This is a genomic window from Exiguobacterium sp. s131 (assembly GCF_018617345.1).
GTDB classification, from domain to species: domain Bacteria; phylum Bacillota; class Bacilli; order Exiguobacteriales; family Exiguobacteriaceae; genus Exiguobacterium; species Exiguobacterium profundum.
This window is the reverse complement of sequence record NZ_JACSJX010000003.1, coordinates 100,088-125,898: the sequence shown is the minus strand read 5'-3', so window position 1 is coordinate 125,898 and position 25,811 is coordinate 100,088. Positions and strand designations below refer to the sequence as shown.

The following is a 25,811-nucleotide window of genomic DNA, read 5'->3' as shown; positions in this document are numbered from 1 at the left end:
CTTATGAATCAGAGGGTGGCGTCTTTTGTTTTGCTTCTAATTCATCGAGTCGTGCTTTTTGTAAATGATCAAACACTTTTGTGATAAAGCCAACCATGATGCCCACCCCGGTCAATACATATCCGATTGTGAATATTTTTCCGATGTCGGTCTGAGGAGCAAAATCACCATATCCAATGGTAGTCAGGGTGATGACACTGAAGTAAAGTGCGTCCAACCAACGCATCTCCTCGAACCGTGTGTAAAAAAGTGTACCGGATAGGACAGTGAGAAAGACAAGACTGAATAAGACTTGGAATTCAGGTTCGCGGAGGCCACGCCAGATTCCGCTTACAATTCGACGCAATGTCAGTAAGAACGGCAACATGTCACTCGCTCCTTTCGATATTAGGTTTGTTTGCTAAAAACGGGGGAACATCCTTTATAGTTCGAGAAAAGAGAAAGGGTGAGTTGGATGGGGAAAGTCATACCGAAACAAGAAGGACTCGACCATAGTGTCGATTTTTTAAGGGAAGGATATCTATTTGTTGCGAATCGTCGCAAAAGTTTTCAATCAAATATCTTTGAAACACGTTTGCTCGGGGAGCGCGTGATTTGTCTTGGGGGCGAAGAGGCTGCCGAGGTGTTCTATGATGCAGACAAATTCATGCGCCAGAATGCGGCGCCAAAACGTCTATTGAAAACCTTGTTTGGAGAAGATGGGGTCCAAACACTTGATGGTACGGCACATACGCATCGAAAACATATGTTCATGTCATTGATGACAAAAGAAAACATAGATCGATTGCTCCGCTTGACATATCGAGAGTGGAACCAGATTGAACGAATGGGAGAGGAGGTCGTCTTATACGATATTGCGCAACAAGTGTTGATGAAGGCCGTATGTGAATGGTCGGGAGTTCCACTTGCGAAAGAAGAAGTTGGGAAGCGCACTGAAGAGATGAGGTTATTATTTGAATCGGGTACGTCTCTTGGTCCCACGTATTTACAAGGTCGGAAGGCACGAAGTTCCGCTGAAGCCTGGATTCGTCAGATGGTAAAAGAAGTGCGGTCGAATCGATTATTGCCGAACGAACATACGGCGCTGTACGAATTTTCGTGGCACCGAGATGAATCCGGAGAGTTATTACCTGAAGACGTCGTGGCGGTCGAAGTATTGAACATTTTACGCCCGACTGTCGCAATCTCGGTGTATGTCCTCTTCACTGTCTTAGCTTTACATCAGTTCCCGGATGTAAAAGAGCAGGTAGAGCGGGGAGAGGTCTCGAAAACAGAATTTGTCCAGGAAGTGAGACGGTTTTATCCATTTTTCCCTGTAGCGGCAGCTCGTGTCAAAACCGATTTTGAATGGGACGGCTATGCATTTTCGGAAGGGACGCTGACGCTTCTTGATTTGTACGGTACGAATCATGACTCCTCTATTTGGACGGAACCGGATCGATTCGATCCCTCTCGTTTCAAAGATTGGAACGAGAGTCCGTTTAACTTTATTCCACAAGGTGGGGGAGATGTAGATTTTGGACATCGATGTGCCGGTGAACATGTGACCATTGCAATTCTTGCACAAGTCATTGAGTTGTTTACTAAGGAATACGCCTACACGGTCCCGCCTCAAGACTTGAGCTATAGTTTTGTAGACATGCCGAGTCTGCCGAAAAGTAAATTGCGATTGACTCATCTAACTCGAAACCAATAAAAAAGTCGCCTACTCGATGGGAGTAGGCGACTTTGAATTTACTTCGTTTGCAAATTTAGGCGTTTGGAGATGGGACGAATCGAGACCGATGAATCGATCATTCGATTATCCCGTTTCGGTTCATCGGTACATTCAATCTGCCAGTCGGTGTCATGAAGCTCTTTTAGTCCGACGACGATGTCGTATAGGGAATAGTTCGCATTTCCGTTTAACTGATAGATGCCCGGTCCACGTTTAGTCAAAATTTCAAATAGCGCGTCTGCCGTGTCTACTAAAAATGAACATGATGGATACCAATGCTCACTCGCTTGGATGACCCCTCGTTGCTTCATCTCGTTCGTAAAATAGTCCATCATATTATTCGATCCGGCCTCATCCCCGATTTGCCATCCGAGACGAACGATTTGAGCACCAGGATTGGCGTTCATAATCGCACGTTCGCACTCACGCTTATACTTTCCATAGTCATCCTCGGCATCTGGTAGCGTATCTGGGGAAATCGGTCCGGTCACTTCATCTGAAAAAATTGAAACCGTGCTCGTGAACAGGAAAGGAATTTTCGCCTCACCACATAAACGAGCGAGCGTCTCGGCCCACTCCACCGCGCCCATACCGATATGTAAAAAGTAGTCCGGTCGGATGCGCTCGATGAATTCCCGCATTTCCTCTTCGTTTGTCGTGGACACTTGCTCGCGATTCCACGCAATCCCTTCAATTCCGTGGCGCTGTAACGTTTCGGCAACAACGGGTGCCACTGTACCGTTCATTCCTGTAAGAATAGCTTTCATTTCGATTCGCCCCTTTCACTCTATATGATGCCACAAAACGAGTGTGGACAAACAACCGATGTGCCGGGCTATGCTAGACTGGATGATGGAGGGATTAATCATGAATATTCGACAAGCAACCAAACAAGATAGTAAACAAATTGCACCACTCATGTATCAAGCGATCCATGAGATTGCGTACACATTGACGGCATCAACGGATATGACTGAGGTATTGGAGCGACTAGCGATGTGGGTAGAGAAACCAAATAATCGCTTGAGTCACGAAAACATCTGGGTGGCGGATTTTGAAGGAGAAGTTGCCGGAATGATCATCTCGTATCGTGGGGATAAGGCAGAAGAATTGGATCGACCGATTCGAGAATGGTTGACGGCGCATGGAAATGGAGAAGAGGTGGACGTTGAAACAGAAGGTTATGTCCAATACATTGATTCACTGGCTGTCGCAGAGGCGTATGGAGGTCGTGGAATCGGGACGAAGTTAATCGAACACGTTTGTCTCGTTGCGAAAGAACGCGGTGTGCCCGCCGTCACATTGAACGTGGATCAAGAAAATCCTGCGGCACATCGCTTATACACACGTCTCGGCTTCCATAAGGAAAAAGAAATCAACATTTCTGGGGCGAGATTTGACTATATGATCAAAGAAATCAATTCGACTCCTTTCTCAGTCTAAAAGCGGATGCGCAAACTTCTTTTCTCGACTATACTAAGTGCTTGAGGAAAGATATACGTAAAGGAGATACATTATGGAGTGGAAAAACATTTGGCGAGGGATCGCCATGGGGACGAGTGATTTAATCCCTGGTGTTAGCGGTGGTACCATTGCAGTCATTTTAGGCATCTACGATCAACTCATCGAAGCGATTAGCGGCGTATTTAGCCGATATTGGAAAAAATATATCGGGTTCTTGATTCCATTGGCAATTGGAATGGGGACAGCCATTATCGCACTGAGTCGAGTTATTGAATACTTATTGCTGGAGTATTATGCACCGACACAATTTTTCTTTATCGGATTGATTTTAGGGATTATTCCACTTCTATTCGTGGAATTTAAATCACGCGCAGCGATTCGTCCGGTTCATGTTATTGCTATGGTTGTCGCAACGATACTCGTTGCGAGTATGGCATTCTTGAATCCGGTTGATTCGTCTATTATGACGGACGTGACGTTCGGAACGGCGCTTCTCTTATTCTTCTCCGGTTGGTTGGGCAGCATGGCGATGTTGCTTCCTGGAATTAGCGGTTCATTCGTCTTGTTGTTAATTGGCGTTTATCCAACCGTCATCAGCGCCATCTCAAACTTCAATCTGTTGATTATTGGGATTGTCGGTGCTGGAGTGGCCGTCGGCTTTATTGTAAGTAGTAAAGTCATTCGTTACTTGTTGGCGAATTTTCCGGGAATGACGTTCTCCGTCATCATCGGATTGGTCATTGGCTCACTCGCCGTCGTGTTTCCGGGTGTACCAGCTTCCGGAGTCATGTGGATACTCAGTATCGTCGCATTCATCGCGGGGGTCATCGTCGTCCGATTACTCAGCAAATATTCTGTCTAAATGAAAAAGGAGTCCAGCGATGAGCCGGACTCCTTTTTAATAGATGAAGGGGAAGAGGCGCTTGCGCGTCTTCGACCAGGATTGGTAAGACTGACCGAAATGGCGAATGAGCATACCTTCCTCGATTCGAATGCGGTACAGTAATGCAAGCGAGGTGAGACCCGCACCAATCAAGGCGATTCCCCAATGAATAAAGTATAGCGAGAATCCGAACGTAATCAATAACAACCCTGTGTAAAGAGGGTGGCGTAAGTAACGATACGGTCCCGAGCTGACGAGTTCGTCTTCCGGTCGGACGACGACATGTCGTGTGAATTGATGACGTAAGTGTAAAATCCCCCAATAACGTAACGACACGCCGGCTATGTAAAAAGTAAGTCCGATGATTCGTTGAACTGTCGAAGGCTGTGATTCGAAAACAAGCGAAGAGATCATAGACAACACGAAGACGCCAATCATCGTCGTCGCTACAAAGTAAAAGCTCTTCCGCTCGACAGCCCCGTCTGTTGCCTCTTTTCGGTTACGAAATCGCCACGTCTCAACTAGCCAAAAAAATGATACGACGATTAATAGGACATCCATCCAATTCATCACGCACATCCTCCCTTTTGATTCATGTTTCATTACCCGACCTACGCATAAGAAAAACCAAATCCATCAGGGCGATATTCGAAAAAAATTGTCAAAGTGACCAAAACAGGTTATCATCTAATGAGAATGATTATCATTTTTACGTATATAGAGAGGAAGGGTGCGACGATGAACGAGGAAGTATTCGACGTGACGATTATCGGTGGGGGACCGGCTGGATTGTATGCCGCTTTTTACAGCGGTTTACGAGGTATGAAGACGAAAATTATCGAATTTCAACCTTTTTTAGGTGGGAAAGTACATGTCTATCCAGAGAAAATGGTTTGGGATGTAGGTGGTCTCCTACCGACGACTGGGGCAAAACTGATCGACCAACTCGTCGAGCAAGGTCTCACCTTCTCTCCGACGGTCCTTCTTGGCGAGAAGGTGGAGTCGATCTCTAAGCGTGCAGACGATTTGTTCGGGATCGACACGACGAACGGTCATCATATTTCCAAAACCGTCATCGTTGCGACAGGAAGTGGGATCCTCAAACCGCATAAGGTTGAAGTGAGCGGAGCGGAGCGGTTCGAATTGTCGAACCTCCATTACACGGTTAAATCACTTGAACGCTTTAAAGGAAAGCGCGTCTTGATATCGGGTGGCGGCAATAGTGCAGTCGATTGGGCGAATGCGCTCGAGCCGATTGCAGAGCAGGTCGTGCTGACGTATCGAAAAGAAGAACTTAGTGGACATGAAGCACAAGTTGAAAAAATTAAACAGGGTCGAGTCGACTGTTGCCCACGATCAAAAGTGACGGATTTGATTTCTCACGATGGGAAATCGATTCAACAAGTTCTTTTGACTCATGTCGAAACAGGAGAGACGAGCGTAATCGAGGTCGATGAAGTGGTCATCAATCACGGATATGAACAAGACGCGGAGTTGCTTCGGAACAGCGAATTGCAGGTCGAGATGAAGGATGGGTTTTATGTGAAAGGGAATTCAGGTAGCGAGTCATCCATACCGGGATTGTACGCTGCTGGTGATATTCTCACGCATGAAGGGAAAGTACATCTCATCGCTGGAGCGTTTCAAGATGCTGCGAATGCGGTGAACCGGGCCAAAACATACATTGACCCGAATGCGAATGCTACCGCAATGGTGTCCTCTCATAATGAACGGTTAAAAGAGAAGAATCGTCAAATCATAGAAGAAACCATGATGAAGCAGTAAGAGGACCACTCTTACTGCTTTTCTCTAGGATAATCACAAAGCTCGGTAATCACACCGCCTGAATGACGCGGGTCCATGTAGATTAAGCGTCTACCTTTCGCGGTCGTACGCAGCGTGTCTTCTAAAAAGGTGATGCCATTTTGTTTGTGAGCGGCCATCGCTTCGTCCAAATCGTCGACACGATAGGCGATATGATGAACACCCTTCCCTCGAGCTTTCATGAACCGGGCGATCGGACTCGTCTTACTAGTCGGACGCAACAATTCGATGACATCCTCTCCAATATGAATGACGGCCAATTCGGTCTCGACCCCGATGGACGTGTTCGTATAGCGGTCCACGAGTTTTCCTCCTAAGACCGTCGTGTAAAATGTGATCGCCTCGTCTAAGTCTCGAACGGCAATCCCAGTATGATCGATATGCATGTAAATTCCTCCTTCTGCTTCAGTTTGCCTAAAGTTGAACAAAATGTCACTTCACAACGTTTCAAGCCTATCCGATATAATAGGAGAGGGAGGGACAGCGAAATGAACGGAAAAATCACGATGGGTTTGGTGGGCACTTTCGCCTTTGTATCATTTGTGTTTGGACTCTCGCTTGCGACGTTTGTCGACTATCGCATCAATGAAGAACAGGTTGTCCTTGAACGATTAACGACCCATAAACAAATTGGTCCGACCGAGTTGCTGTCTACCGAGGTCGACTTTCATTTAAATGGGTCGAATTATGCGATTCGTTTTAAAGATGAACCAAATATTACGTATTGGTTCAATGTTGTCGACCGCAAAATTAAGTTCGATCGGATTGAATCGCTCGATTTGAGAGATACGGGGCTTCGGACAGAACTGTTTGAAGCGATGCCGCCTCTAGCGATGGAGTCGACTACTGCTGCAGAATAAAAGACGTCGAATGAACAACTTTTTCCTTTGAGAAAGAGTTGGTTTGCTCGACGTCTTTTGATTGTTTAGGAATAAATCGGGGTCGGTGGTGCCTGTAGTATGTACGTATAACGACAAATACTCGAGATTTGGGCGCCGTGACGACGAAGTGTATAACTCAAATCAGGTTGCAAACTTGTTGCTGAAATATGTGCCTCTTCAATGTATCGGAACATGTAGAAAAATTTTTGTTGAAGGAATGAAATAGCTTCCCGCAATAAAGTCTCGTCACAGTCAACGTGCATCTCTTGTATTGAAATATGGTACATATGTAAGCGTACTTTCATGATTCCAATCACTTGTCGGTTCCACTTCACGGAATAGAACAATGTTTGCTGGCGAACTTCTCGTGCGAATTGTTCATCTGTCATCGAAATGACACCCGGAAGGAGATGACAATGTTCATTTCGAAATGTGAGCCAATCTGCTCTTCTTGAATAGTCCACCAATTCGAGTGTCCAATTGGTATGGGTTGCTTTCTCGCAAGGGATGAATGGTAGATGATACGTTTTGGTTTGATGAAATACTTGAAACCCTGCTGCTTCATATATTCGATGCTTGTCTTGATTATGAGAATCCTCTTCCTGAAGATAGTACGTAATCGGGTACTTTGTTTCTCGACTTCGTACATAGATCAAACGATGAAGTAGTCCGCGAAAGACGTGACGATCACCATATGTGGCTTGAGAGAGGCGAATGGCATGATCCGTTTCAAGCTGTTCGTCGTTTGCGACGATTGAAGCGAGTGGGGTATCTCGATTGAGTGCGACGTAGACGTGATGATGCGAGGGAAGGGAGAGAAGCAAAGGGGCCTTGCTTAAAGGATATAGCGACTGAATGGAAATACGCTCATGTAACGGTAATTGCCTGCATTCTACAAAACGTAGCGCTCGTTTCACGAAGAATCCTTCTTTCTTTATCAAATGATAAGTACAAATAAATTGTAAGCGCTATCTTGTATCGTGGGGTGTGGCAGTATGATGAAAACTGACTCGAGAAAAAATCAATTACGTAAGAAAAAGGTTCGAGTAAAATAGAACATATCCGCCCAATACAATGAAATGGATTTCGTTTCATCGTTCATCTGTGAGATTCATCAAATGTCAGCGCAACGAACGGTTGAGACGTGCTATACTTAAACACAATGAAAACACGGAGTAGGAGTATATGATGAAATACATTTATCAACTGATTCTGGTTTCTGTGCTTTGGTTGACGGTAATACCGTCTGCAGCCATGGCCGAGACAGAACCGGTCGTCATTCATGAAAATATCATTGTCGAAGAAGATGTAGAAATTCATGAAGGATTTCAATCGCCGAATGAAATGGTGTATTTGTTCGTATTAATTGTGTTGTTATCTGTCATCGGACTTGGCATGATGAACACGATTGAATAACGTGAAAACGTTCACAAAAATGCAATAAGTGATTTGGTAACGGTTACAATCGTTCCCTTATACTTATATGTGTAGGAAGAAAGTTCTGCACCAACTTTCTGTCCTCCTTTTCAAATGAACACCCCTCGTTCATATCATGTATTGGAGTCAATCGATCCCATCGATTGACTCCCTTTTTTTAAAATCGGATTCGCTTTTCTTTAGCAATTCGTTTTAAGCGCTTCGTCTCACTAGTGTGTCCGTGACTCTCTAAAAAGTCGACATATACCCGAAATGGTTCGGAGCGATGAGAAAAGAACGGGATATATTCAGAGAACAATTTTTGTTCCGCTTCTTTCAAATTCCCTTCAGCGACGAGAAGGCGGAGTTCTAACATTTTAAGCGCTTGATAGTTTTCGAGCGCGGTATCCTCTGTTTGGGACTTCTCTAACATCCGATCGCAAAGTTTTAAGAGACGGGAGTGAAGGAGTTTTCTTGTATTGGCATGACTGTGTTCGATGGGTAGCGTTGAGAGTAAATCAATTCGTGTAGAATCAACATCTTTTGGCACGTAGAGTGCGGTGTATAGGGCGCGGTCAATCCAAACGGTATCAATCGGGGCATCGAGCTGATAGTAGTGAATGAGTTGCTTGAGCATGGTGACTTGTGAAATTTTTAAAAGGCGAAACGGGTCACTCGTAGAGAAGAGCGGTTCTTCGCCAGCTGATGTAGAGAGGAGGTAAAACATTTCTTCATACATCGTACGTGCTTCTGTGTATTCCTCGGCGTAATGTGCTAAATCGCGAATGATTTTTTTAGCATGAATGTACCAATTTTTTTGGTCGCGTTCTGACATGACTTGATTCGGACGAATGTACAAATGTTCGTACGCAGAATCAACAAACCGTTCAGCCAAGGTGATGGTTTGCGAGAGCGAATGTCGCTCTTCAGAATTTTTTTTCTCTTTATAGCGCGTGAATTGGCTGATCATAAAATCAAAATCTTGATCATCAATCACATCTTTAGGAGTATGACGGTACATTTCGACGAGCAAATCGCGTAACGTCGCCTCGCCATACTGCTCTAACAATACGCGTAACTTTCCGATGCGCATCAGCTCTCCTCCTTTCAGTCAAACTTTTCGTAGGCAATCTCGATTTGGGCAGAAACCAATTATTATTCCTTTCCCGCTTTTCATCTGAAACAACCATTCGCTCTCATGCTTAAGACGGATTTTCGTAAGAAACGTTGTCAGATGATGGCTGGTTCGGGATAATAGAGAAAAATTGATAAAGTTGAGGATCATAATGATGAAAGATGAACAACATTTATCGCGTGTCGAACGTAGAAAGCGCGAATTAGAACAACAAGAAATCGAATCGTCTCGTGTGGACCATGGTCAAGCGGACGATCCATCTATACATGCACAATCTGAACAACAGCGTGAACGAGTAACGCGCCAATCAGAACATCCCTTTTTAAATGAACAAACGAAAGAATCTCCAAGGACGAAAAATGGGACGGCAAAGTCAAGTCGGAAACGACTGCCCCGGGTTTCATTATTTTCGAAACGGAAATCATCTCGTCCAACATCCCGACAGACGACGAGACAATCGAAACCATCTACTCCCGCTAAACGAGAAATGGATCATGCGTCTAAACAACCAACGAAACGAAAGCGTAAATGGAAAGGGAAAGCTGTCCTTTTCCTACTTGCGATGCTACTGATTGTTGGATATTTTGCGACTGCTCCATTCACATTCCTCATTATGGGGAGCGATGCGCGGGTAGGGGAATCGTTGTCAGGATCTCGTACAGACTCCCTGCAGTTGATGGAGTTCGTACCACGCTCTGGTACTGTTCAGAATGTATCGATTCCACGTGATACGTATACAGCGATTCCGTGTGAACCTGAACGGGAAGGTGATAAAATCACGCATGCGTTCGCGTTCGGAGGTGCAGAGTGTACGATTGGTGCCGTGGAAGGGCTGACCGACGCCTCGGTCGACGGACAAGTCGTCATCACGTTCGAATCATTCATGGAATTGATTGATTTGATTGGTGGGGTGAATGTCACGGCGACGCATTCGTTTAGCGAGAAAGGGTTCAACCAGACGTATGAGTATACAGAAGGTGTTTCCTATGCGATGGATGGAGACATGGCATTGGCGTATGCGAGACATCGTAAATCGGATACGGATGGAGCACGTTCGAATCGTCAAACGGAGGTCATGACAGCTGTCGCTGAAAAACTGGCAAGTCCTTCAGGATGGACAAAAATTCCGGCGACGTATCGCTTCATGAAAGAAGAAATGGGACTTGAGATGAACGTCTTGCAAATGGCATCTGTCGGATTGACGATGATTTCGAATCCTGAGGTGAATAAGATGCAAGTCGAGGGTCAAGATGCTTATATCAATAACGTGTATTATTATGAACCGTTAGAAGAGAGCGTGCAGGCGATTCGAGACGCCCTTGATTTATCTGTCTGGGGTACTGTCAGATAATTTTAAGAAAAGGGTTTGATTCTGACTTGAAAGAGGAAATTTAAACAAATGAACTACTCTTTTGAGGAGGGAAATTTGAATGAAAGTTTTAGTCATTGGAGCAACAGGAAAGATCGGGAAACGTGTATTGAAAAGCCTAGCGAAAACCCATCAAGTGACCGCTTTAATTCGTTATCCTGAACTACAAGCAGAGTACGAGAAAATGGGTGCACACGTATTGACGGTTGATGTCGAGACAGAACTCGAGAAGAAAGTACATGAGGCGACAAGTGGACAAGATGCCGTTATTATCGCGGCAACTGCTGGCGCGGATGGTTCGAGCACTGAAATTGAACTGCTTGACCGAAACGTTGCGATGAATGCCATCGATGCCGCTAAGAAAGAACGGGTACGTCATGTTGTCTTACTCAGTGCCTATGGCGCTGATCAACCGAACGCTGCACCGAAAGAACTCTTTAACTTTCTGTCAGCTAACAATGCCGCTGACGAGTATATCGAACATAGCGGTTTGAACTATACGATCATTTGCCCAGTGACCATTGTTGATGAACCGAGTAAAGGTTCAATCGAAGCATCAGAGGACTTGAGTGATGCGGATGGTGCGACGATTTCCGAAACCGATGTCGCGACTGTCATCGCAGCGTCTCTCGACAACCGAGGTCTGTACGGTCGCCGAATCGAAATCAAGTCTGGTAGCACACCGATTAATGAAGCGCTCGACTTTGAAGGGCGTGGAGAGGTTGCGAACGGCGGAAGAACGACATTACGTCGACCACAACGATCATAATGAGTTGAGGAGAAGATGATATGGAACGGAAACTTTATAAAGACCCAAACAATAAAATGATTGCCGGTGTTTGTTCAGGGCTTGGAAACTATCTAGGGGTGGACGTCACCATTATGCGAGTCCTATTCGTGGCGATGGCGCTTCTCGGTGGCCCGGGACTCCTCATTTATATCATTCTGGCACTCATCATGAAAAAGCCGGTGTCAGAATATGAAGCCGAACAAGACGATCGCTTCTAAATCAAAAATCAATCCGACAAGACGTCGGATTGATTTTTTAGTTTTCCATATATAATGTATAATTCGCTTCGAACGTTTCGTTTGGTGGGAGGAGTTGGATCCCTTCTTTGTGTAGGAAATCTTTTCGATGGCCTTTATAATCCGCATGTCCGAACCAAGGTTCCAAACAGACGAACGGAGCGTCTTTCTGCGGCGGAGACCAGATGCCGAAATGCGTGAAAGAGGGACTCTCCATCACGATGGCTGCGCCGGTTGGTTGATGTCGGAGTGCAGCATACTCAATTTTCTCAAAAATGAGTGCATCGTCGTCAAATAACGACCGAGTGAGGGGGATATACTGACGCTCTCCGAGTGGTTGATACGCGCCTGTTAAATAAGGGCCCTCGAGCAAATAGCGATCGAGGGAGCGGATTTCGCCGAAATCGATCACGTAGTCTTCAAATGTCCCGCCCATGAACGGAATATTGAATGCAGGATGACCACCGATGCTAAACGGTAACGTCGTTTCGCCCGGGTTATGGACGCGATACGTCACAATCACTTCTTCGCCCACAAGTTGATAGGACACGGTCAGTGTGAATGGGAATGGATAGTGTTGACGTGATTCCGATGTATCGTTCAATGTGAAGCGGACCGACGTGGCAGTCGAAGATTCGACCTCGAACATAGCGTCCCGAGCGAATCCGTGTTGACTCATCGTATAGGTGTTTCCCTCATATACATATTGATCATCGAGCAATCGACCGACAATCGGGAAGAGGATCGGGGCTTGTCGTCCCCAATAGGTCGGGTCCCCTTGCCATAAGAGTTCAGTTCCGGATACTTTCCAACTCGTCATCTCAGCACCTTGTGCCTTTAAGGTTATCTGTATTTTCTCGTTTTGAAGTTGCACAATCCATACGCTCCTTTACGGGTTTATGATAAGTTAAGTGTAGAAATCTTAAGTAAAACAAACAAGGGGTAAATGATGCGCTTACAAAGAATTGGTATTGGAACGCTGATCCTTCTATTGATTGCTGGCCTCGCATATAAAGGCTACGAGGAATATATGATGACACAAAAGAAAGAAGAAGCGGTTCCGATCGTCCAAAATGAATCGGTATTAGGAGGACTTGAAGTGGGGCAACAAGCCCCGGACTTCACTTTGAATACGTTAGATGAGGAGAATTTGACCCTTTCTGAGTTCCAAGGACAGCCGGTCGTCATTAACTTCTGGGCCTCTTGGTGTCCGCCATGCCGGGATGAGTTTCCTGAACTCGTATCGTTTGAAGAAGCGACAGGCATCCCAGTACTTGGTGTGAACGTCACCAAAAATGAGCGACGAGGAAAAGAGGACGTGGAGGCATTCCTAGATGAGTATCCCGTTGATTTTCCGATTTTGCTAGATGAAGAGGCCGCTGTCGAGCAACAATATCGTGTTGTCGCATTACCGACGACGTACGTTCTAGATGCAAAAGGGATCATCATGGCGAAAAAAACGGGTCCGGTAGACGAGGCGTGGCTTCAGCAACAAATCGACGACATCTCAGAATGATTCAATCGAAAAAAAGCTGAACGAACTGCCCGGTTAGAGAGGGCAGACCGTTCAGCTTTTATAGTGTTGCTTGATCAATGCGTCAAAGTTAGGGGTCATATCTTCTTCAAGATAGTAATGATGGTTGTCTCGAATGATTGTATCACCAACACGTGCTTCGGATGGTAGGAATCGTCTAGGGATGAAACTTGAGCCGTTGTTCCATCTCAACACGGCATATTTTCCCTCGATTCGTACCAATGTACCGTACTTAATCATACCTCTTCCTCCTCGACGAGCAGCTTCTGTCTCTTTTTATCCTTACATCATGTATTCCCAAATTCCACAAAAGCTACACATCTTTACACGTGTCTGTCTAATCACTATAGGGACGTTGTATAAAATAACGATAGAGGTTAAATGCGGGAAATGTGAAGAAAGTTTGAAGAAAACGCTTTCTTTTTTTGAAATGGTCTTTTATAATGAAACCACGGGGTGATTATGACGAAACTGTGAACAATGGGGGGATGGTCATGTTTTCTTCTGCAATGATTGGGTTACTCGCTCTGACGGGAGTAACGATCTATGGGGTTGACCGTATGTTCACGGTCCGCTCAGAACGCGTCACAAAGAAATAGGTCTACATAGGGGGAAATCGCAACGTCTTGGGGAGACGTTGCGATTTTTTTATACGTCTTGTTGACGAGATCGACGCTCGGTCTCTTTTTGTTCCACCATCTTTCGATTCCGCTCATGAACACGGTCAAAAAAAGCGTGCTCTGGCCATGCGGAGGACCAATGACGTTCTTCGGGGAGTGCCAAGATATATTCTTCCGCCGCACTCAATCTCTCAATCATGTGACTCCGGCTGTCGCACAAATCGCCGTGCCCTGGTACGAACCAGCGAATCTCATGTTCGTAGATGAGTGATTGCAAGGTTTGTAACGTGTCGAGATAGGCGGTTGGGTCGTGTTCGATAAAAGGTGGCTCGACATTAGACCCATAATCTCCACAAACGAGAAGATTCATGGATTCGATGAGAACCGACATATGTGTCGCGTCATGGCCCGGTGTAGAGAGGAAGGTCACGGGCACTGAACCGATTAAAAGCGTTTGATCGGGTTGGATGACCAGGTCGATGTTCGGTTTTTGAATCGGGTGATCAATATAATATTGTTCATAAAACTCGCGAATCTCATTTAATTGGTCAGATGAGTCGGCATCGACGAAAGCCTGTGAGGCAATCGTTGTGGCATCTGCAAAGCCGTAAGCTCCGATGATGTGGTCAAAATGATGATGTGTGAAGATGACATAAAGCGGCCGATTCCGACGGTGTAATTCGATGTCACGACGGATTGTCGCAATTTCTTCGGGGAGCCAGGTCGGGTCAATCAACAAAAGGGCATCTGGTGTATCGATGAGGGTCGATGTCGTTCGCATCAACGCGCTTTCGTATACGGTAAAAGATTGCAGCTTCGCTTGAATCAATGTAGTTCCTCCTTGTCTGTATGGATTCAATCACTCTTTTCCCCAAAACAATAGACGGAACAACAAAAAAGCAGAAAGTCGTGTGACTTTCTGCTTTTTGCAAGGTCTCAACCGTGCAGTGTATGTGTGCGAGATACTCTCGCGTATATGTCGATATTGGAGCGGGTGAAGAGAATCGAACTCTCGTCATCAGCTTGGAAGGCTGAGGTTTTACCATTAAACTACACCCGCATCAAAGAAAAAATATGGAGCGGGTGAAGGGAATCGAACCCTCGTCATCAGCTTGGAAGGCTGAGGTTTTACCATTAAACTACACCCGCGAAACGTATTAACTCTTAACGTTACTTTGATATAATAGCATATACGATGGAATTTGCAAACCCTTTTTTAAAAAAACTTTTTAGGTTGCAGAATCCTATTCACAACGCAGATAATAGAAAAAAGGGGAGAAATGAAATATGAGTGAGCGAAAATCATATTTACGACTGATGGGTGAAGGGTTTCGAATGTTGAAACAATCGAAACAAACGAACACGACGGTGTCTCTCCGAAGTTGGACGTTTTCGATCCATCATGAACAAGAATGGCAGGTTGTGTTACGAACGAATCGAATCAAGTGGGTCGGATTACCAAGTATGACGTTTGAGATTCATCCGGATATGATTCAAATAGGAGATCTTCGAGTCACCCATCACGCACAATCGAACGAAGTACGTTTGACAATCGATGAAGAATGGGGATTGGAAAATAAGGTTGTTTGTGACAACCTAGAATGGGAAACGTTCGTCGATGCGCTCAAACAAGTGAAGGGGGAGTAAGCGTGAGTGGAGAGAGGTTGTATCGGATGGAAGCCGAGGCTCGAGGGAGTGCTTGGCGTGCCCGGGTTCTAACAGGAATTCAACGATTTCGATTTTATAAAGGGGAATTGCTTGCACCGACAAACCGACCGTATGTCGTGTTAAGCATCTCGCAAGATGAAGGAGCCCTGCCAGATTTAATTGAGACCGATATGGGTATCCTCTTGATCCATGAGCGGGTGGGACCTATCTTTATGAATGTCTGTCCGTATGACGTTCAGCTCGTTCGTGTCGAGCTTCATACGAGTACCGGGAAAACCGATCGTTACTGTGCGCTGAACGTCCTCCGCCGCTTTGAAATCGAATACCTTGAACATTCAAACGAATATCGTCCGCTGAGTGCGGATCGACTCTATTTCCTATCCAATCAAACTGTCCGCATGAACTTATTTGGACATATGATCGCCCAAGACGTAAATAGCCAACGTCTTTACGTAACCGAACGCTTGAAGTACGCGCTTCAAGCTAAAATGGTTACAGGGCTGGCATTCAAGCAAGTAAAGGAGAAAACAGCATGAAAGAGTACGAAATTGATGGGTGGTTCCGCCTGACGTATCCGGAACATTATGAATACAGCGAAGAGGAAGACTATGTGAGTTTTTACTCGACGGAAGCGGATGCGCAAGGGACGCTTCAAATCTCAATCTATGAATCAGAAGATTCGCAAGAACCAAAACAATCCGCTATGAGCGAATTGAATACGTTCTTAGGCGAATTTCCGATTGATGTAAAGATTGCTCCAAGTGTCACGACTGAAACGAGTGATATGACAACGGCCTACGCAAGTGGGATTGAAGATGGGATGCATTTAGATGTATGGTCCTTGACCGACGGGAAACGGCTCTTATTCTTAACTTACGTAGCCGATCAGGTGACCGATGAAAAGATGGAAATCGAGTCCATTATCGATTCGATTGAGTGGACATAAAAGGAGACACGACGCCAACGAGGCGCGTGTCTCCTTTTTTACTGATATTTTGGTACATCGAAGTTGAGTGTGTAAGCATCAAGTGATTGATAGATATTATAGATGCTTGTCGTTTGTTTTGCGGCCCATCCGATATCCGTTGCATATTGGTGCGTTCCTGGTGAAGAAGGATTGAAGCGCATCTTATACAGCGTATTTTGTTTATATGTCGGGTGATTGATATAGCTAGCCCCAATCCAGTAAGCTCCTCCGATAATCGCTTCTTTAGGAGAGAACCACTTTTGTTGGAAGGCGTATTTGGCGCCGTTTCCAAGAGGGTTGCTATCTGTTGCTTGAATACCGTACATATTATAGACGGTTGCGGCAACAGGACGTTCCGGATAAATCCGATTCCCACTCGAGTTAATTAATGCATTCCCATCTTTATCGACAGGAACTCCTTTTGCGAGAAGAGATGTACCATGTCCAGTTTCAAGGATGGCATGCGAGAGAAGATACACTTCGTTCACGCCATACATACTAGCCGCATCAACGAATGCCTGACCTTGTCCGCTGAGCGTTCCTTTTGATGTGAGGACCTTGTTCAATGTTGTCGCAGTTGTCCCAGCGCTCTTCGATAAATCTAAAAATTGATAGAATGATCGAGAGTTTGCATCAATCTGGCTAGGATCGACGTATGGAAGAAGATCATCAACTGATGCACGACGCCAAGTGTTATCAAAGACTCGGATATTGTGTCCGGCCGGTCGTTTATACGAAATCGTATAGTATGTGCCGGATTGACCTGTAATCGTAACGGTTTCGCCTGTATTAATTTGACCGTACGCATGAGATGTTAAAATTGGACGGCTCAAAATGTTGGCGGTTCCGACGACTGAACTTGGTGTCACGTAACCGGTCATCGTGCCGTATTTTACTTTATACCAAACGGTTGACCCCGAAGTATAACGGTCAACGTATTGAATTGACGCACCATATGGAATGGTGACGAGCGAGGACGAGCTTGAAGAGGCTGTCATCTTCAAAGCGGTTCCTAACCCTGAGACAACAGTCATCTCAGATTTCACAATCTTTCCTGTCGATCCGTTGACACTTACCCAAGCACGAGGTAGGTAGGCTTCATCGTATCGATGTGCATCCGTTTGGGCGAATTGAGCCACTTGACGGTCTGCCATCTGACGAACTGTCATCGGATAACTAGTATACGAAACTTTTTTCGTGATACCTGTCGCAGGTGGGGTCGTTGTGACAGGTACGACGTAATCGGTATGAATATAGTTGCCGCTATACGTACCACTTGTAAGAAGTGCCCAGTCTGAACCGACAATTGGTTTGATGTTGACAATCGTTCCCGTACTTAACGTTCCGACTTTATTTGCTGTTGTCACTTCAGGCGTCGAACGAACGTTGAGTGGCTCGTTCCCATCTACATAGATACGAACTTGACGTTCTTCTTCGTATTGTTCGTCTGACGGTACTGTTTTCGAGAAGTAATCTGCCGTCGCATAACCTGTAATCGGACCGTATTCGATTTTAAAGAATCGTTCCGTGAGACCAGGTTCCGACACTTGTTGAACTTTCGTGCCGAATGGAATGACCGCAACCTTCACTTTTTCAGCATCTGAGCGGTTGTATAAAACGACATCACGCGTTGTATAATAATCTGTTTTCACCACGACCTCTGGATCTTTTAATGAAAAGTGACTAGAACCTGCATATCCTGTTTTTCCGTCATAGCGAATCTTGAACCAAGAACTAGAAAGACCGCTTTGTGAAAGCTGTTCTACTTTTGCACCAAATGGAATCGTGGCAATCTTCGTCGCTCCGGCTGCAGACGAACTATACATCGCTACATTTCGAATCGCAAAGTATGGTGTGATCGTCACTTCTTCAGGTGCCTTCGTTGAAAAATGACGAGCGGCAGCGAAGCCGGTGACTCCATCATATTCAATTTTGAACCAAGAGTCCGATAAGTTGGCATCCGATACTTGGACGACTTTTGTTCCTTCTTGAATCGTGCGTAGACGAGCTGCTCCGGAAGCGGATGACTCATATAACACGAGGTCTCGAACCGCATAATAGGTTGTCTTGACGACGGCTTCAGGTTTTGATGTCGAGAAGTTACGCGCGGCCGCATAGCCGACCGTGTTCCCGTATTGCACCTTATACCAAGATGAACTCAATCCGTTCACGTATACACGCTTTACTTCTGCCCCAAGTGGAATTGTTGCAATTTTTGATGCACCAGTTCCTGAACTATTGTAGAGCGCGACATTCTTCACCGCGTAATATGTCGTGACTGCTTCTGGAGCAAGCGAAGTCGCGGTAAAGTTACGTGCTGGTGCATAACCGACAAGTGAACCGTATTCGAGTTTATACCATGAACCCGTCGCGCCTAATGAATCGAGGTAAGTGACTTTCGCACCTTCCGGAATCGTAGCGATTTTTGATGCGCCAGTACCTGTCTTGTCATATAGAACGGCTGTCGTAGACGCGTAAAATGTAGGGCTCGTTTCGGTAAAGTATCGTGCCGCCACATATCCTGTATATGTACCAAATTGTACTTTATACCAAGATCCTGTAGCACCATGTGTTGAGACATGCGTTACGAGTGATCCTTTTGGAATGACCGTTTCGATGGAAGCAGACGTCGACATCGAAGAACGAAGATTAACGTTCATTTCAGCCACATATAACGAAGCAGATGAAGTAGACGCTGTTGTCATAGATGAGCCGATCGTCAAATACGTAGAAGAAACGTATCGTTTTTGACCTTCGAAGTTGATTTGTGCCCATTCATCGTTGACGGTGTATACATCTACCATTGTTCCTTCCGTTAATTTGCCGACGATTGAAGACGATGTCGACGAATCAGACCGTACATTTAAAATGGGTGTGTTGACTGTTCCTTCGGATGTTGCTGCATATGATTGGAGTGGTGCGAGAGTGCTCAGTATCGTTCCTGAGACAATCGTGGCTACTCCTAATCTTGAGAGTGTCGATTTCAATATGTTACCCCTTTCGGATGAGAGAGCATGATTAAATTGATTGCGGTCTAAGTATAACGTACTTAAAAAATGGAAAGAAGAAGTAGAATTACAAAAAAGGTAAATGCTTAAAATACTTTTTCTAAAATCAGGTAAATGAAAAATCCCCTTATAAAAGGGGATTAAGTAAATTAATGGATTCTGTTTTGCTTCATCCAAGCAAGAATATCTGACCATACTTGTTCGCGGTGTGCTTCACGAAGGATTTCATGTCGAGCATTGTCGTAAGTGACGACTGCGAGCTCGACATCTGCATTACGATATTTCTTAATGATTCCGTTCAACCCTTCTCCGTCATGCGTGACAGGATCGTCCATTCCGGCAACGAACAAAACTGGAAGAGACTTCGGATGTTCATGAATCCGTGCAGACGTGGTGACATCTAATGAAGCGCGTGTCACTTCATGTAAAAAACCGAGGGAAGGCAAACCGCCACAATTTGGGTCGGCGAGATAGGAGTCGACTTCGTCTGGAACACTTGAAAGCCAGTCGCTATCCGTTCGAGCAGGTAAAAACTTAAGATTATAACGTCCGAATAACAGTCGTTCAAAAAACCGAGATTGGTGTGTTTCGTGTGTTCGTTTCATCGCGGTAGCAATTAAGCGATGCCCGAGTTCGCCTGCAACTCCTGGATGAGGAGGCGGGGCGACGACGACGATTCCGGATAAGGCGTGCCCCATGACTTGACCGAGCTTTCGAACGAGAAGAGAACCGAAACTATGACCTATTAGATATGTCGGACGATCATCCTCATATTGACGGATGAGGAACTGTGCATCCTCAACAAGTTGTTGGAATCCCGTTCCTGGCGTAAGATGCCCATATGTGCGTTGGTCATGAGCGCTTTTACCTGCACCTCGCAAGTCACATACAAATACGTCGTAGCCATTATCTGCCATAAACTGTGCAAACTCAATATATCTTTTGTGATGTTCGAGCATCCCGTGAAACATGAATATTTTTCCAATCGATTGCTCTGCCTGAACGTGCATCACTTCTGTTTGATACCCGTCAGGATACGTCAACTCCGATACGATCATGTGTCATCCCCCTATTAGAAAAGGCCGATTGCTTTTCCGGATTCGTCAATTCCCATATTGAGAGCTGCTGGATGTTTCGGTAACCCAGGCATCGTCAACACGTTGCCTGTTAAGGCGACGAGGAATCCTGCTCCCACTGAAGGTTTTAATTCGCGAATAGTGATGGTGAATCCTTGTTGATAACCGAAATTTGCAGGGTCGTCTGAGAGGGAGAACGGTGTCTTCGCCATACAAATGGGAAGGTCCGACCAGCCGTTCGCCTGAACATCTTGCATTTGCTTTTGTGCTTTGGCGGTAAACACGACGTCTGCAGCACCATATACTTCTCTCGCAATAGTTTTAATCTTTTGTTCGATCGAATCGTTCAACTCATACAGAGGCGTCAGTTTGCTTTCGTTCGACTCGACGGCGTCAATGACCGCTTCGGCTAACTGTCGACCACCAAGTCCGCCGTTTGCCCATACTTCGCTGAGCGAAGCACGAATACCGTGTGCCGCACACCAATCAAGAACGGTTGCAAGTTCCTCTTCTGTATCTGAATTGAAACGGTTCAATGCGACGACCGTAGGCAGTCCGAGTTTTTTCATCGTATCGATATGTTTGGCGAGTAATTTCAATCCTTCTCCGACAGCACCGACATTCTCAATGTGAAGCTGATCTTTCGAAACGCCACCGTGCATTTTTAAAGCGCGAACGGTTGCGACGAGTACGACCGCATCCGGATTCAAATCACCGACTCGAGATTTGATATGACAGAACTTTTCTGCCCCGAGATCGGCGCCGAACCCAGCTTCCGTCACCACATACTCCCCAAGCTTTAATGCAGTTTTCGTTGCAATCAGTGAGTTGCATCCGTGCGCGATGTTCGCGAACGGCCCGCCGTGGACGAGTGCAGGCGTTTGTTCGAGCGTTTGGACGAGGTTCGGTTTAAAGGCTTCCTTCAACAGTAACGCCGCCGCCCCGGCCGCCCCGATTTGTTCTGCCGTGATTGGTTCTTTTTGATGGTCATAGGCGACTACGATTCGCTTGATGCGTTCTTCGAGGTCGTCCAATGAATCGGCCAGACAGAGAATCGCCATGATTTCTGAAGCGACGGTAATATCAAATCCGTCCTCACGAGGGACTCCGTGAGCATGACCACCGAGACCAACCGTGACATGACGAAGTGCGCGGTCGTTTAAGTCAAGGACACGCTTCCAGACGATATGTCGGACATCGATCCCAAGGTCGTTTCCTTGATGCAAGTGATTGTCGATCATGGCACTGATCGTATTATGGGCCGATGTGATCGCATGCATATCACCTGTGAAGTGGAGGTTGATGTCTTCCATCGGAAGAACTTGACTGAAGCCACCACCAGCAGCGCCACCTTTTAGACCCATCGTCGGACCGAGTGAAGGTTCGCGCAGACAGACGATTGCTTGTTTATCCAACTGATTCAACGCTTGTCCGAGACCGACTGTTACCGTTGATTTTCCTTCACCAGCTGGTGTCGGATTGATCGCTGTGACGAGAACGAGTTTTCCGTCTTCCTGCGTTTTCACACGTTCGAGGACATCGTAAGAAAGTTTCGCTTTATATTTCCCGTAAAGATCTAGATCATCTTCATCTAATCCGATTTTTGCTGCGATGTCCTTAATCGGCAAAGTTTTAGCTTGTTGGGCAATCGTAAGGTCAGATAGTGGTTTCGTCGTTGTCATTCAAAAAGCCCCTCCGTTTGTCGAACGATATCTTTTTAATCTCTAAAAATCATTCGGGTATTTCGGACTAAAATATGAATCAAGGCAAAACATATTCAATCCGTTCGTAATATCATTGATTTTATCATAACTCATCACTCCTTCAAACTCATTCATTCCGTTCAATATTTTCCACCCTTTCCGTCAAATGTATCCGTTTTCATAAAAGGTTTGACACGGTACATTGATAGTGGAGGCGATACACATGAATGAGACTACTAAACGGACGAAACGCAGAAGGAATTGGAAGAAACCTGCGAGTTTTATAGCATTTGTCGGACCTGCTTTTCTGGCATTTGTCGCAATCGTACTCATCCCATTTTTTAATGGCATTTACTATAGTTTCACTGACTGGAACGGTGTCACCGGAGAACTGAACTTTGTTGGATTGGATAACTATCATCGCTTGTTCTTTGAAGATGAGCAGTTCCGCGCTTCTTTTTGGATTACGACGAAATATACGCTTGTGTCTGTCCTATTGACGAATATCGTCGGTTTCTCATTAGCGCTATTATTGACGATGAACATTAAGACGCGAAACTTCCTACGCACGATTTTCTTCATGCCGAACTTGATCGGTGGCTTAATTCTCGGGTTCATCTGGCAGTTCATTTATGTAAAAGGATTCGCCTCGATCGGTGCGTTGACGGGGTGGAGCCTGTTCGAATTACCATGGCTCGGAGATGCGCAAACGGCATTTTGGGGAATCGTGATTGTCGCCATCTGGCAAGGTGGCGGGTATGTCATGGTCATCTACATCGCGGCGCTACAAAACGTGCCGACTGATTTGATGGAGGCGGCACGAATTGATGGGGCGAATCGTCTTAAGATGCTCCGCCATATCACGCTACCGATGATTATGCCATCGATTACCATCTGTTTGTTCCTGACCATCTCTTGGTCATTCAAAGTGTTTGATACGAACTTGTCGCTCACGAATGGTGGACCATTCAAATCGACCGAGATGTTAGCCTTAAATATCTATACGGAGTCTTTTGTGAATAACAATTATGGTCTCGGGTCAGCGAAGGCGGTCATCTTCTTCTTGGTCGTGGCTGCGATTACGGTGACGCAAGTGTACGTGACGAAAAAACGGGAGGTGGAAGCATGACGACGGAAAAATTGGAACATGTCGAGAGAAACGTAGAGAAGACACCGAAGCGCATCCCGCAGCGTCCACTTCGCCCGGGAACGTATTCTTGGAACCTTGGAATTATTGAGCTCGTCGCCATCTTGCTCGGACTACTCTATTTGGTCCCGTTCTATTACATTGTCGCCAACTCGTTCAAATCGATGGCTGAAATCTTTACGAATACGTCCGCCTTACCGAACGAGTGGTTGACCTCAAACTATACAGAAGCATGGGAAGCGATGAATTATGGACGTGTCTTTTTGAACTCCCTTCTCATCACGGTCGGAGCGAATGCGGTCATTGTCATCTTCACCTCGATGGCGGCATGGAAACTCGTTCGGACGAAACATTGGGTTTCCACAATGATCTTTTTCTTGTTCGTGGCAGCGATGGTCATTCCGTTCCAGTCCATCATGATTCCGCTCGTGAAAGTTTCGAGTATCCTCGGTCTGTTGAATAGTCATTGGGGCCTGATCGTCATGTATCTAGGGTTTGGGTCTGGTATCTCAGTGTTCCTCTATCACGGATTCATGAAGTCGATTCCTGAGGAGATTGAAGAAGCCGCCATCATCGACGGTTGCTCGACATGGGGTGTCTTCTGGCGCATCGTCTTTCCACTTCTCAAGCCGATCACGGTGACAATCGTCATCTTGAACAGCCTATGGATTTGGAATGACTTCTTATTACCATCGCTTGTTCTTCGTGATGTCGAGTTACGGACCATCCCGCTCGCGACATTCTATTTCTTTGGACAGTACACGAAACAATGGGATTTGGCATTAGCAGGTTTAGTGTTAGGAATCGTTCCCCTTCTGGTCTTTTTCTTCGGCATGCAAAAGCATATCATCAAAGGGATCACAAGCGGTTCGATTAAATAACCCTCCCAAGGGAATCCTCCGTTCGCTACACGGAGGATTATTTTTTTTGAAAAAAATCGTTGACATTAATCTGAATATTTATAATAATGAACTCAATTCAATTGTGAACGACGTCGAAAGGACGAGTACACGAAGGTAGTGAGCCAAGCGATCCGGGGGTGGTGTGAGCCCGGTCTTAACCCTTCGTCGAAAAACTTCCTGGAGTCGCTACCCGAACGCTTTGCCAGTAGACGTAGCCGGACCGCTCCCCGTTATCGGAGTTACGAGATGATTGTCTCGAAAAAGTGAGTAGATTCGTCTACTAATTTGGGTGGCACCGCGGAACCGAAGTCTTCCGTCCCATGTTCGATGGGAATGGAGGGCTTTTTTTCATGGCTTCATTTTCAAATATTCCACAATTGGAGGAAACGGAAAATGACAACAGCAACAAGCACGATGAAAGAAAGACAGCAGACGATTGCAGCAGTAAAGGCACTCTTTGAGGAGAAAGTCTCACGTGAACTCGGACTGATTCAAGTACAAGCACCGCTATTCGTCGAGTCGGCGAGTGGGGTCAACGATCACTTAAACGGCGTGGAGCGTATCATTCAGTTTGATACGATGTATCCGGGACATGAACTTGAAATCGTTCAGTCACTCGCGAAATGGAAACGTGAAGCGCTCGGTCGTTACGGATTCGGTGTCGGTGAAGGATTGTACACTCAGATGCGTGCCATTCGACGCGACGAAGAACTCGACGCGACACATTCTTTATTCGTCGACCAGTGGGACTGGGAACGAGTGATTGCTCGAGAAGAACGGACGATGGAATATTTGAAAGCAACGGTGGAGTCGATTTACGCTGCGCTCCGTGAAACAGAAGCAGAAGTAGAGAAAGCGTACGGTGTTGAAGCGATTCTTCCGGAAATGATTCATTTCATCACAAGTCAGGAGTTGGAGGATACGTATCCGACCATGACGCCGAAAGAACGTGAAACGGCTATCTGTAAAGAGTACGGTGCGGTCTTCATCTCACAAATCGGAGATCTTCTCGCTTCAGGTATGAAACACGATGGACGAGCGGCAGACTATGATGATTGGTCGCTCAACGGAGACATTCTCGTGTGGCACCCTGAGCTCGAGTCAGCATTTGAACTGTCATCGATGGGCATTCGTGTCGACGAAGTGGCACTTGATGCGCAACTGAAGAAAGCAGATGCGGAAGAGAAGCGCGCGTATCCATTCCATCAAGGCGTGCTCGAAGGAACGCTTCCTCTTACAATCGGGGGCGGAATCGGCCAATCACGTGTCGCGATGTATCTGTTGCGCGCACGTCATATCGGGGAAGTGCAAACATCGGTCTGGCCGCAAGAAGTCATTCAGTCGTGCCAAGAAGCTGGCATCAGCTTGTTGTAATATAATAAGAAGAAACACGGAACAGGACTCGAAAAAAGAGTCCTGTTTTTCTGTGCAACATTTTCCACCCTATCCGTCAATTTTGACACCTACATTG

General features: G+C 45.9%; 28 protein-coding genes, 2 tRNA genes and 1 other annotated feature. Of the genes, 16 read left to right on the top strand and 14 right to left on the bottom strand.

The features are described 5' to 3' along the window. Window position 1: 1 nt before the first annotated feature. Complete coding sequence (locus KNO69_RS12940) at window positions 2–367, bottom strand: potassium channel family protein (protein WP_214818520.1); 366 nt, start codon at window positions 365–367, stop codon at window positions 2–4. An 87-nt stretch (window positions 368–454) separates the two neighbouring features. Between KNO69_RS12940 and KNO69_RS12935 the strand changes: the two genes are divergently transcribed. Continuing rightward, window positions 455–1,696 (top strand): cytochrome P450, encoded by a 1,242-nt coding sequence (locus KNO69_RS12935; RefSeq protein ID WP_214818519.1) that lies wholly within the window; start codon window positions 455–457, stop codon window positions 1,694–1,696. A gap of 38 nt (window positions 1,697–1,734) precedes the next feature. Here the strand turns inward: KNO69_RS12935 and KNO69_RS12930 are convergent, their stop codons facing one another. Beyond that, entirely contained in the window at window positions 1,735–2,484 is a 750-nt protein-coding gene (locus tag KNO69_RS12930; protein WP_214818514.1) for a sugar nucleotide-binding protein, read from the bottom strand. 100 nt (window positions 2,485–2,584) lie between these two features. Between KNO69_RS12930 and KNO69_RS12925 the strand changes: the two genes are divergently transcribed. Together KNO69_RS12925 and KNO69_RS12920 are read left to right on the top strand one after the other, a co-directional pair. Continuing rightward, the gene (locus KNO69_RS12925) at window positions 2,585–3,160 is read left to right on the top strand and encodes a GNAT family N-acetyltransferase (protein ID WP_214818511.1); all 576 of its coding nucleotides are present in this window, start codon (window positions 2,585–2,587) and stop codon (window positions 3,158–3,160) included. Between the two features lie 73 nt (window positions 3,161–3,233). Beyond that, the gene (locus KNO69_RS12920; protein WP_214818508.1) at window positions 3,234–4,043 is read left to right on the top strand and encodes a DUF368 domain-containing protein; all 810 of its coding nucleotides are present in this window, start codon (window positions 3,234–3,236) and stop codon (window positions 4,041–4,043) included. A 36-nt stretch (window positions 4,044–4,079) separates the two neighbouring features. Here the strand turns inward: KNO69_RS12920 and KNO69_RS12915 are convergent, their stop codons facing one another. Next, complete coding sequence (locus KNO69_RS12915) at window positions 4,080–4,634, bottom strand: methyltransferase family protein (RefSeq protein ID WP_074037776.1); 555 nt, start codon at window positions 4,632–4,634, stop codon at window positions 4,080–4,082. A 168-nt stretch (window positions 4,635–4,802) separates the two neighbouring features. Between KNO69_RS12915 and KNO69_RS12910 the strand changes: the two genes are divergently transcribed. Further along, window positions 4,803–5,849 carry an NAD(P)/FAD-dependent oxidoreductase gene (locus tag KNO69_RS12910; protein WP_214818505.1) on the top strand — a complete coding sequence of 349 codons (1,047 nt, stop codon included), beginning with the start codon at window positions 4,803–4,805 and terminating at the stop codon, window positions 5,847–5,849. Between the two features lie 11 nt (window positions 5,850–5,860). Here KNO69_RS12910 and KNO69_RS12905 read toward each other — a convergent pair whose 3' ends face one another. Beyond that, window positions 5,861–6,274: a VOC family protein gene (locus tag KNO69_RS12905; RefSeq protein WP_214818503.1), complete on the bottom strand. Its 414-nt coding sequence runs from the start codon at window positions 6,272–6,274 to the stop codon at window positions 5,861–5,863. A 102-nt stretch (window positions 6,275–6,376) separates the two neighbouring features. Between KNO69_RS12905 and KNO69_RS12900 the strand changes: the two genes are divergently transcribed. Continuing rightward, complete coding sequence (locus KNO69_RS12900; RefSeq protein WP_074037773.1) at window positions 6,377–6,748, top strand: hypothetical protein; 372 nt, start codon at window positions 6,377–6,379, stop codon at window positions 6,746–6,748. A 65-nt stretch (window positions 6,749–6,813) separates the two neighbouring features. Here the strand turns inward: KNO69_RS12900 and KNO69_RS12895 are convergent, their stop codons facing one another. Continuing rightward, on the bottom strand, window positions 6,814–7,686 hold the full coding sequence (locus KNO69_RS12895; RefSeq protein WP_214784744.1) for a hypothetical protein: 873 nt from the start codon (window positions 7,684–7,686) through the stop codon (window positions 6,814–6,816). Between the two features lie 271 nt (window positions 7,687–7,957). Here KNO69_RS12895 and KNO69_RS12890 point away from each other — a divergent pair, with 271 nt between their 5' ends. Next, window positions 7,958–8,185: a hypothetical protein gene (locus KNO69_RS12890; protein ID WP_214818501.1), complete on the top strand. Its 228-nt coding sequence runs from the start codon at window positions 7,958–7,960 to the stop codon at window positions 8,183–8,185. 178 nt (window positions 8,186–8,363) lie between these two features. On the opposite strand, the gene KNO69_RS12885 is transcribed toward KNO69_RS12890, so the two are convergent. Next, complete coding sequence (locus KNO69_RS12885) at window positions 8,364–9,278, bottom strand: hypothetical protein (protein ID WP_078146313.1); 915 nt, start codon at window positions 9,276–9,278, stop codon at window positions 8,364–8,366. A 196-nt stretch (window positions 9,279–9,474) separates the two neighbouring features. On the opposite strand from KNO69_RS12885, the gene KNO69_RS12880 reads away from it, so the two are divergent. From KNO69_RS12880 to KNO69_RS12870, 3 genes are all read left to right on the top strand, one after another. Continuing rightward, window positions 9,475–10,671, top strand: coding sequence for an LCP family protein (locus KNO69_RS12880; protein WP_251030125.1), 1,197 nt, complete (start codon window positions 9,475–9,477; stop codon window positions 10,669–10,671). Window positions 10,672–10,750: 79 nt separating this feature from the next. Then, the gene (locus tag KNO69_RS12875; RefSeq protein WP_074037770.1) at window positions 10,751–11,458 is read left to right on the top strand and encodes an SDR family oxidoreductase; all 708 of its coding nucleotides are present in this window, start codon (window positions 10,751–10,753) and stop codon (window positions 11,456–11,458) included. 20 nt (window positions 11,459–11,478) lie between these two features. Then, entirely contained in the window at window positions 11,479–11,697 is a 219-nt protein-coding gene (locus KNO69_RS12870) for a PspC domain-containing protein (RefSeq protein WP_074037769.1), read from the top strand. Window positions 11,698–11,734: 37 nt separating this feature from the next. Here KNO69_RS12870 and KNO69_RS12865 read toward each other — a convergent pair whose 3' ends face one another. Beyond that, on the bottom strand, window positions 11,735–12,589 hold the full coding sequence (locus KNO69_RS12865) for an aldose 1-epimerase family protein (protein ID WP_214818499.1): 855 nt from the start codon (window positions 12,587–12,589) through the stop codon (window positions 11,735–11,737). Between the two features lie 75 nt (window positions 12,590–12,664). Here KNO69_RS12865 and KNO69_RS12860 point away from each other — a divergent pair, with 75 nt between their 5' ends. Then, a complete protein-coding gene (locus KNO69_RS12860) occupies window positions 12,665–13,231 on the top strand; it encodes a TlpA family protein disulfide reductase (RefSeq protein ID WP_240499783.1) in 567 nt (188 codons plus the stop codon). Window positions 13,232–13,282: 51 nt separating this feature from the next. Here KNO69_RS12860 and KNO69_RS12855 read toward each other — a convergent pair whose 3' ends face one another. The 4 genes from KNO69_RS12855 to KNO69_RS12840 all read right to left on the bottom strand — a co-directional run bounded on the left by KNO69_RS12855 (window position 13,283) and on the right by KNO69_RS12840 (window position 15,018). Continuing rightward, complete coding sequence (locus KNO69_RS12855) at window positions 13,283–13,489, bottom strand: DUF3006 domain-containing protein (protein ID WP_015880796.1); 207 nt, start codon at window positions 13,487–13,489, stop codon at window positions 13,283–13,285. 408 nt (window positions 13,490–13,897) lie between these two features. After that, window positions 13,898–14,698: an MBL fold metallo-hydrolase gene (locus tag KNO69_RS12850; protein ID WP_214818497.1), complete on the bottom strand. Its 801-nt coding sequence runs from the start codon at window positions 14,696–14,698 to the stop codon at window positions 13,898–13,900. 157 nt (window positions 14,699–14,855) lie between these two features. Then, window positions 14,856–14,929: transfer RNA gene (locus KNO69_RS12845), tRNA-Gly, on the bottom strand. A gap of 15 nt (window positions 14,930–14,944) precedes the next feature. Beyond that, window positions 14,945–15,018: transfer RNA gene (locus tag KNO69_RS12840), tRNA-Gly, on the bottom strand. Between the two features lie 138 nt (window positions 15,019–15,156). Between KNO69_RS12840 and KNO69_RS12835 the strand changes: the two genes are divergently transcribed. The 3 genes from KNO69_RS12835 to KNO69_RS12825 are packed head-to-tail and all read left to right on the top strand — an operon-like array spanning window position 15,157 to window position 16,483. Beyond that, complete coding sequence (locus KNO69_RS12835) at window positions 15,157–15,516, top strand: hypothetical protein (RefSeq protein ID WP_214818495.1); 360 nt, start codon at window positions 15,157–15,159, stop codon at window positions 15,514–15,516. Window positions 15,517–15,518: 2 nt separating this feature from the next. Beyond that, window positions 15,519–16,073 (top strand): hypothetical protein, encoded by a 555-nt coding sequence (locus KNO69_RS12830; protein ID WP_148209495.1) that lies wholly within the window; start codon window positions 15,519–15,521, stop codon window positions 16,071–16,073. Further along, window positions 16,070–16,483, top strand: coding sequence for a DUF3805 domain-containing protein (locus KNO69_RS12825; RefSeq protein WP_074037765.1), 414 nt, complete (start codon window positions 16,070–16,072; stop codon window positions 16,481–16,483). Before KNO69_RS12830 ends, KNO69_RS12825 begins: the two co-directional genes overlap by 4 nt. Window positions 16,484–16,521: 38 nt before the next feature. Here the strand turns inward: KNO69_RS12825 and KNO69_RS12820 are convergent, their stop codons facing one another. From KNO69_RS12820 to KNO69_RS12810, 3 genes are all read right to left on the bottom strand, one after another. Next, complete coding sequence (locus KNO69_RS12820; RefSeq protein WP_214818493.1) at window positions 16,522–19,491, bottom strand: SH3 domain-containing protein; 2,970 nt, start codon at window positions 19,489–19,491, stop codon at window positions 16,522–16,524. Window positions 19,492–19,661: 170 nt separating this feature from the next. After that, window positions 19,662–20,570, bottom strand: coding sequence for an alpha/beta fold hydrolase (locus KNO69_RS12815; RefSeq protein ID WP_214818490.1), 909 nt, complete (start codon window positions 20,568–20,570; stop codon window positions 19,662–19,664). Window positions 20,571–20,584: 14 nt separating this feature from the next. Continuing rightward, complete coding sequence (locus tag KNO69_RS12810; RefSeq protein WP_214818487.1) at window positions 20,585–22,270, bottom strand: formate--tetrahydrofolate ligase; 1,686 nt, start codon at window positions 22,268–22,270, stop codon at window positions 20,585–20,587. A gap of 244 nt (window positions 22,271–22,514) precedes the next feature. Here KNO69_RS12810 and KNO69_RS12805 point away from each other — a divergent pair, with 244 nt between their 5' ends. The 3 genes from KNO69_RS12805 to asnA all read left to right on the top strand — a co-directional run bounded on the left by KNO69_RS12805 (window position 22,515) and on the right by asnA (window position 25,714). Then, window positions 22,515–23,420, top strand: a complete 906-nt coding sequence (locus KNO69_RS12805) for a carbohydrate ABC transporter permease (protein ID WP_015880804.1) — start codon at window positions 22,515–22,517, stop codon at window positions 23,418–23,420. Then, window positions 23,417–24,319 (top strand): carbohydrate ABC transporter permease, encoded by a 903-nt coding sequence (locus tag KNO69_RS12800; RefSeq protein WP_251124962.1) that lies wholly within the window; start codon window positions 23,417–23,419, stop codon window positions 24,317–24,319. The genes KNO69_RS12805 and KNO69_RS12800 overlap by 4 nt, the downstream gene beginning before the upstream one ends. Window positions 24,320–24,423: 104 nt before the next feature. Further along, window positions 24,424–24,664: a binding site (T-box leader), on the top strand. Window positions 24,665–24,733: 69 nt separating this feature from the next. Continuing rightward, the gene (gene asnA, locus KNO69_RS12795; RefSeq protein ID WP_214689142.1) at window positions 24,734–25,714 is read left to right on the top strand and encodes an aspartate--ammonia ligase; all 981 of its coding nucleotides are present in this window, start codon (window positions 24,734–24,736) and stop codon (window positions 25,712–25,714) included. Window positions 25,715–25,811: the final 97 nt, after the last annotated feature.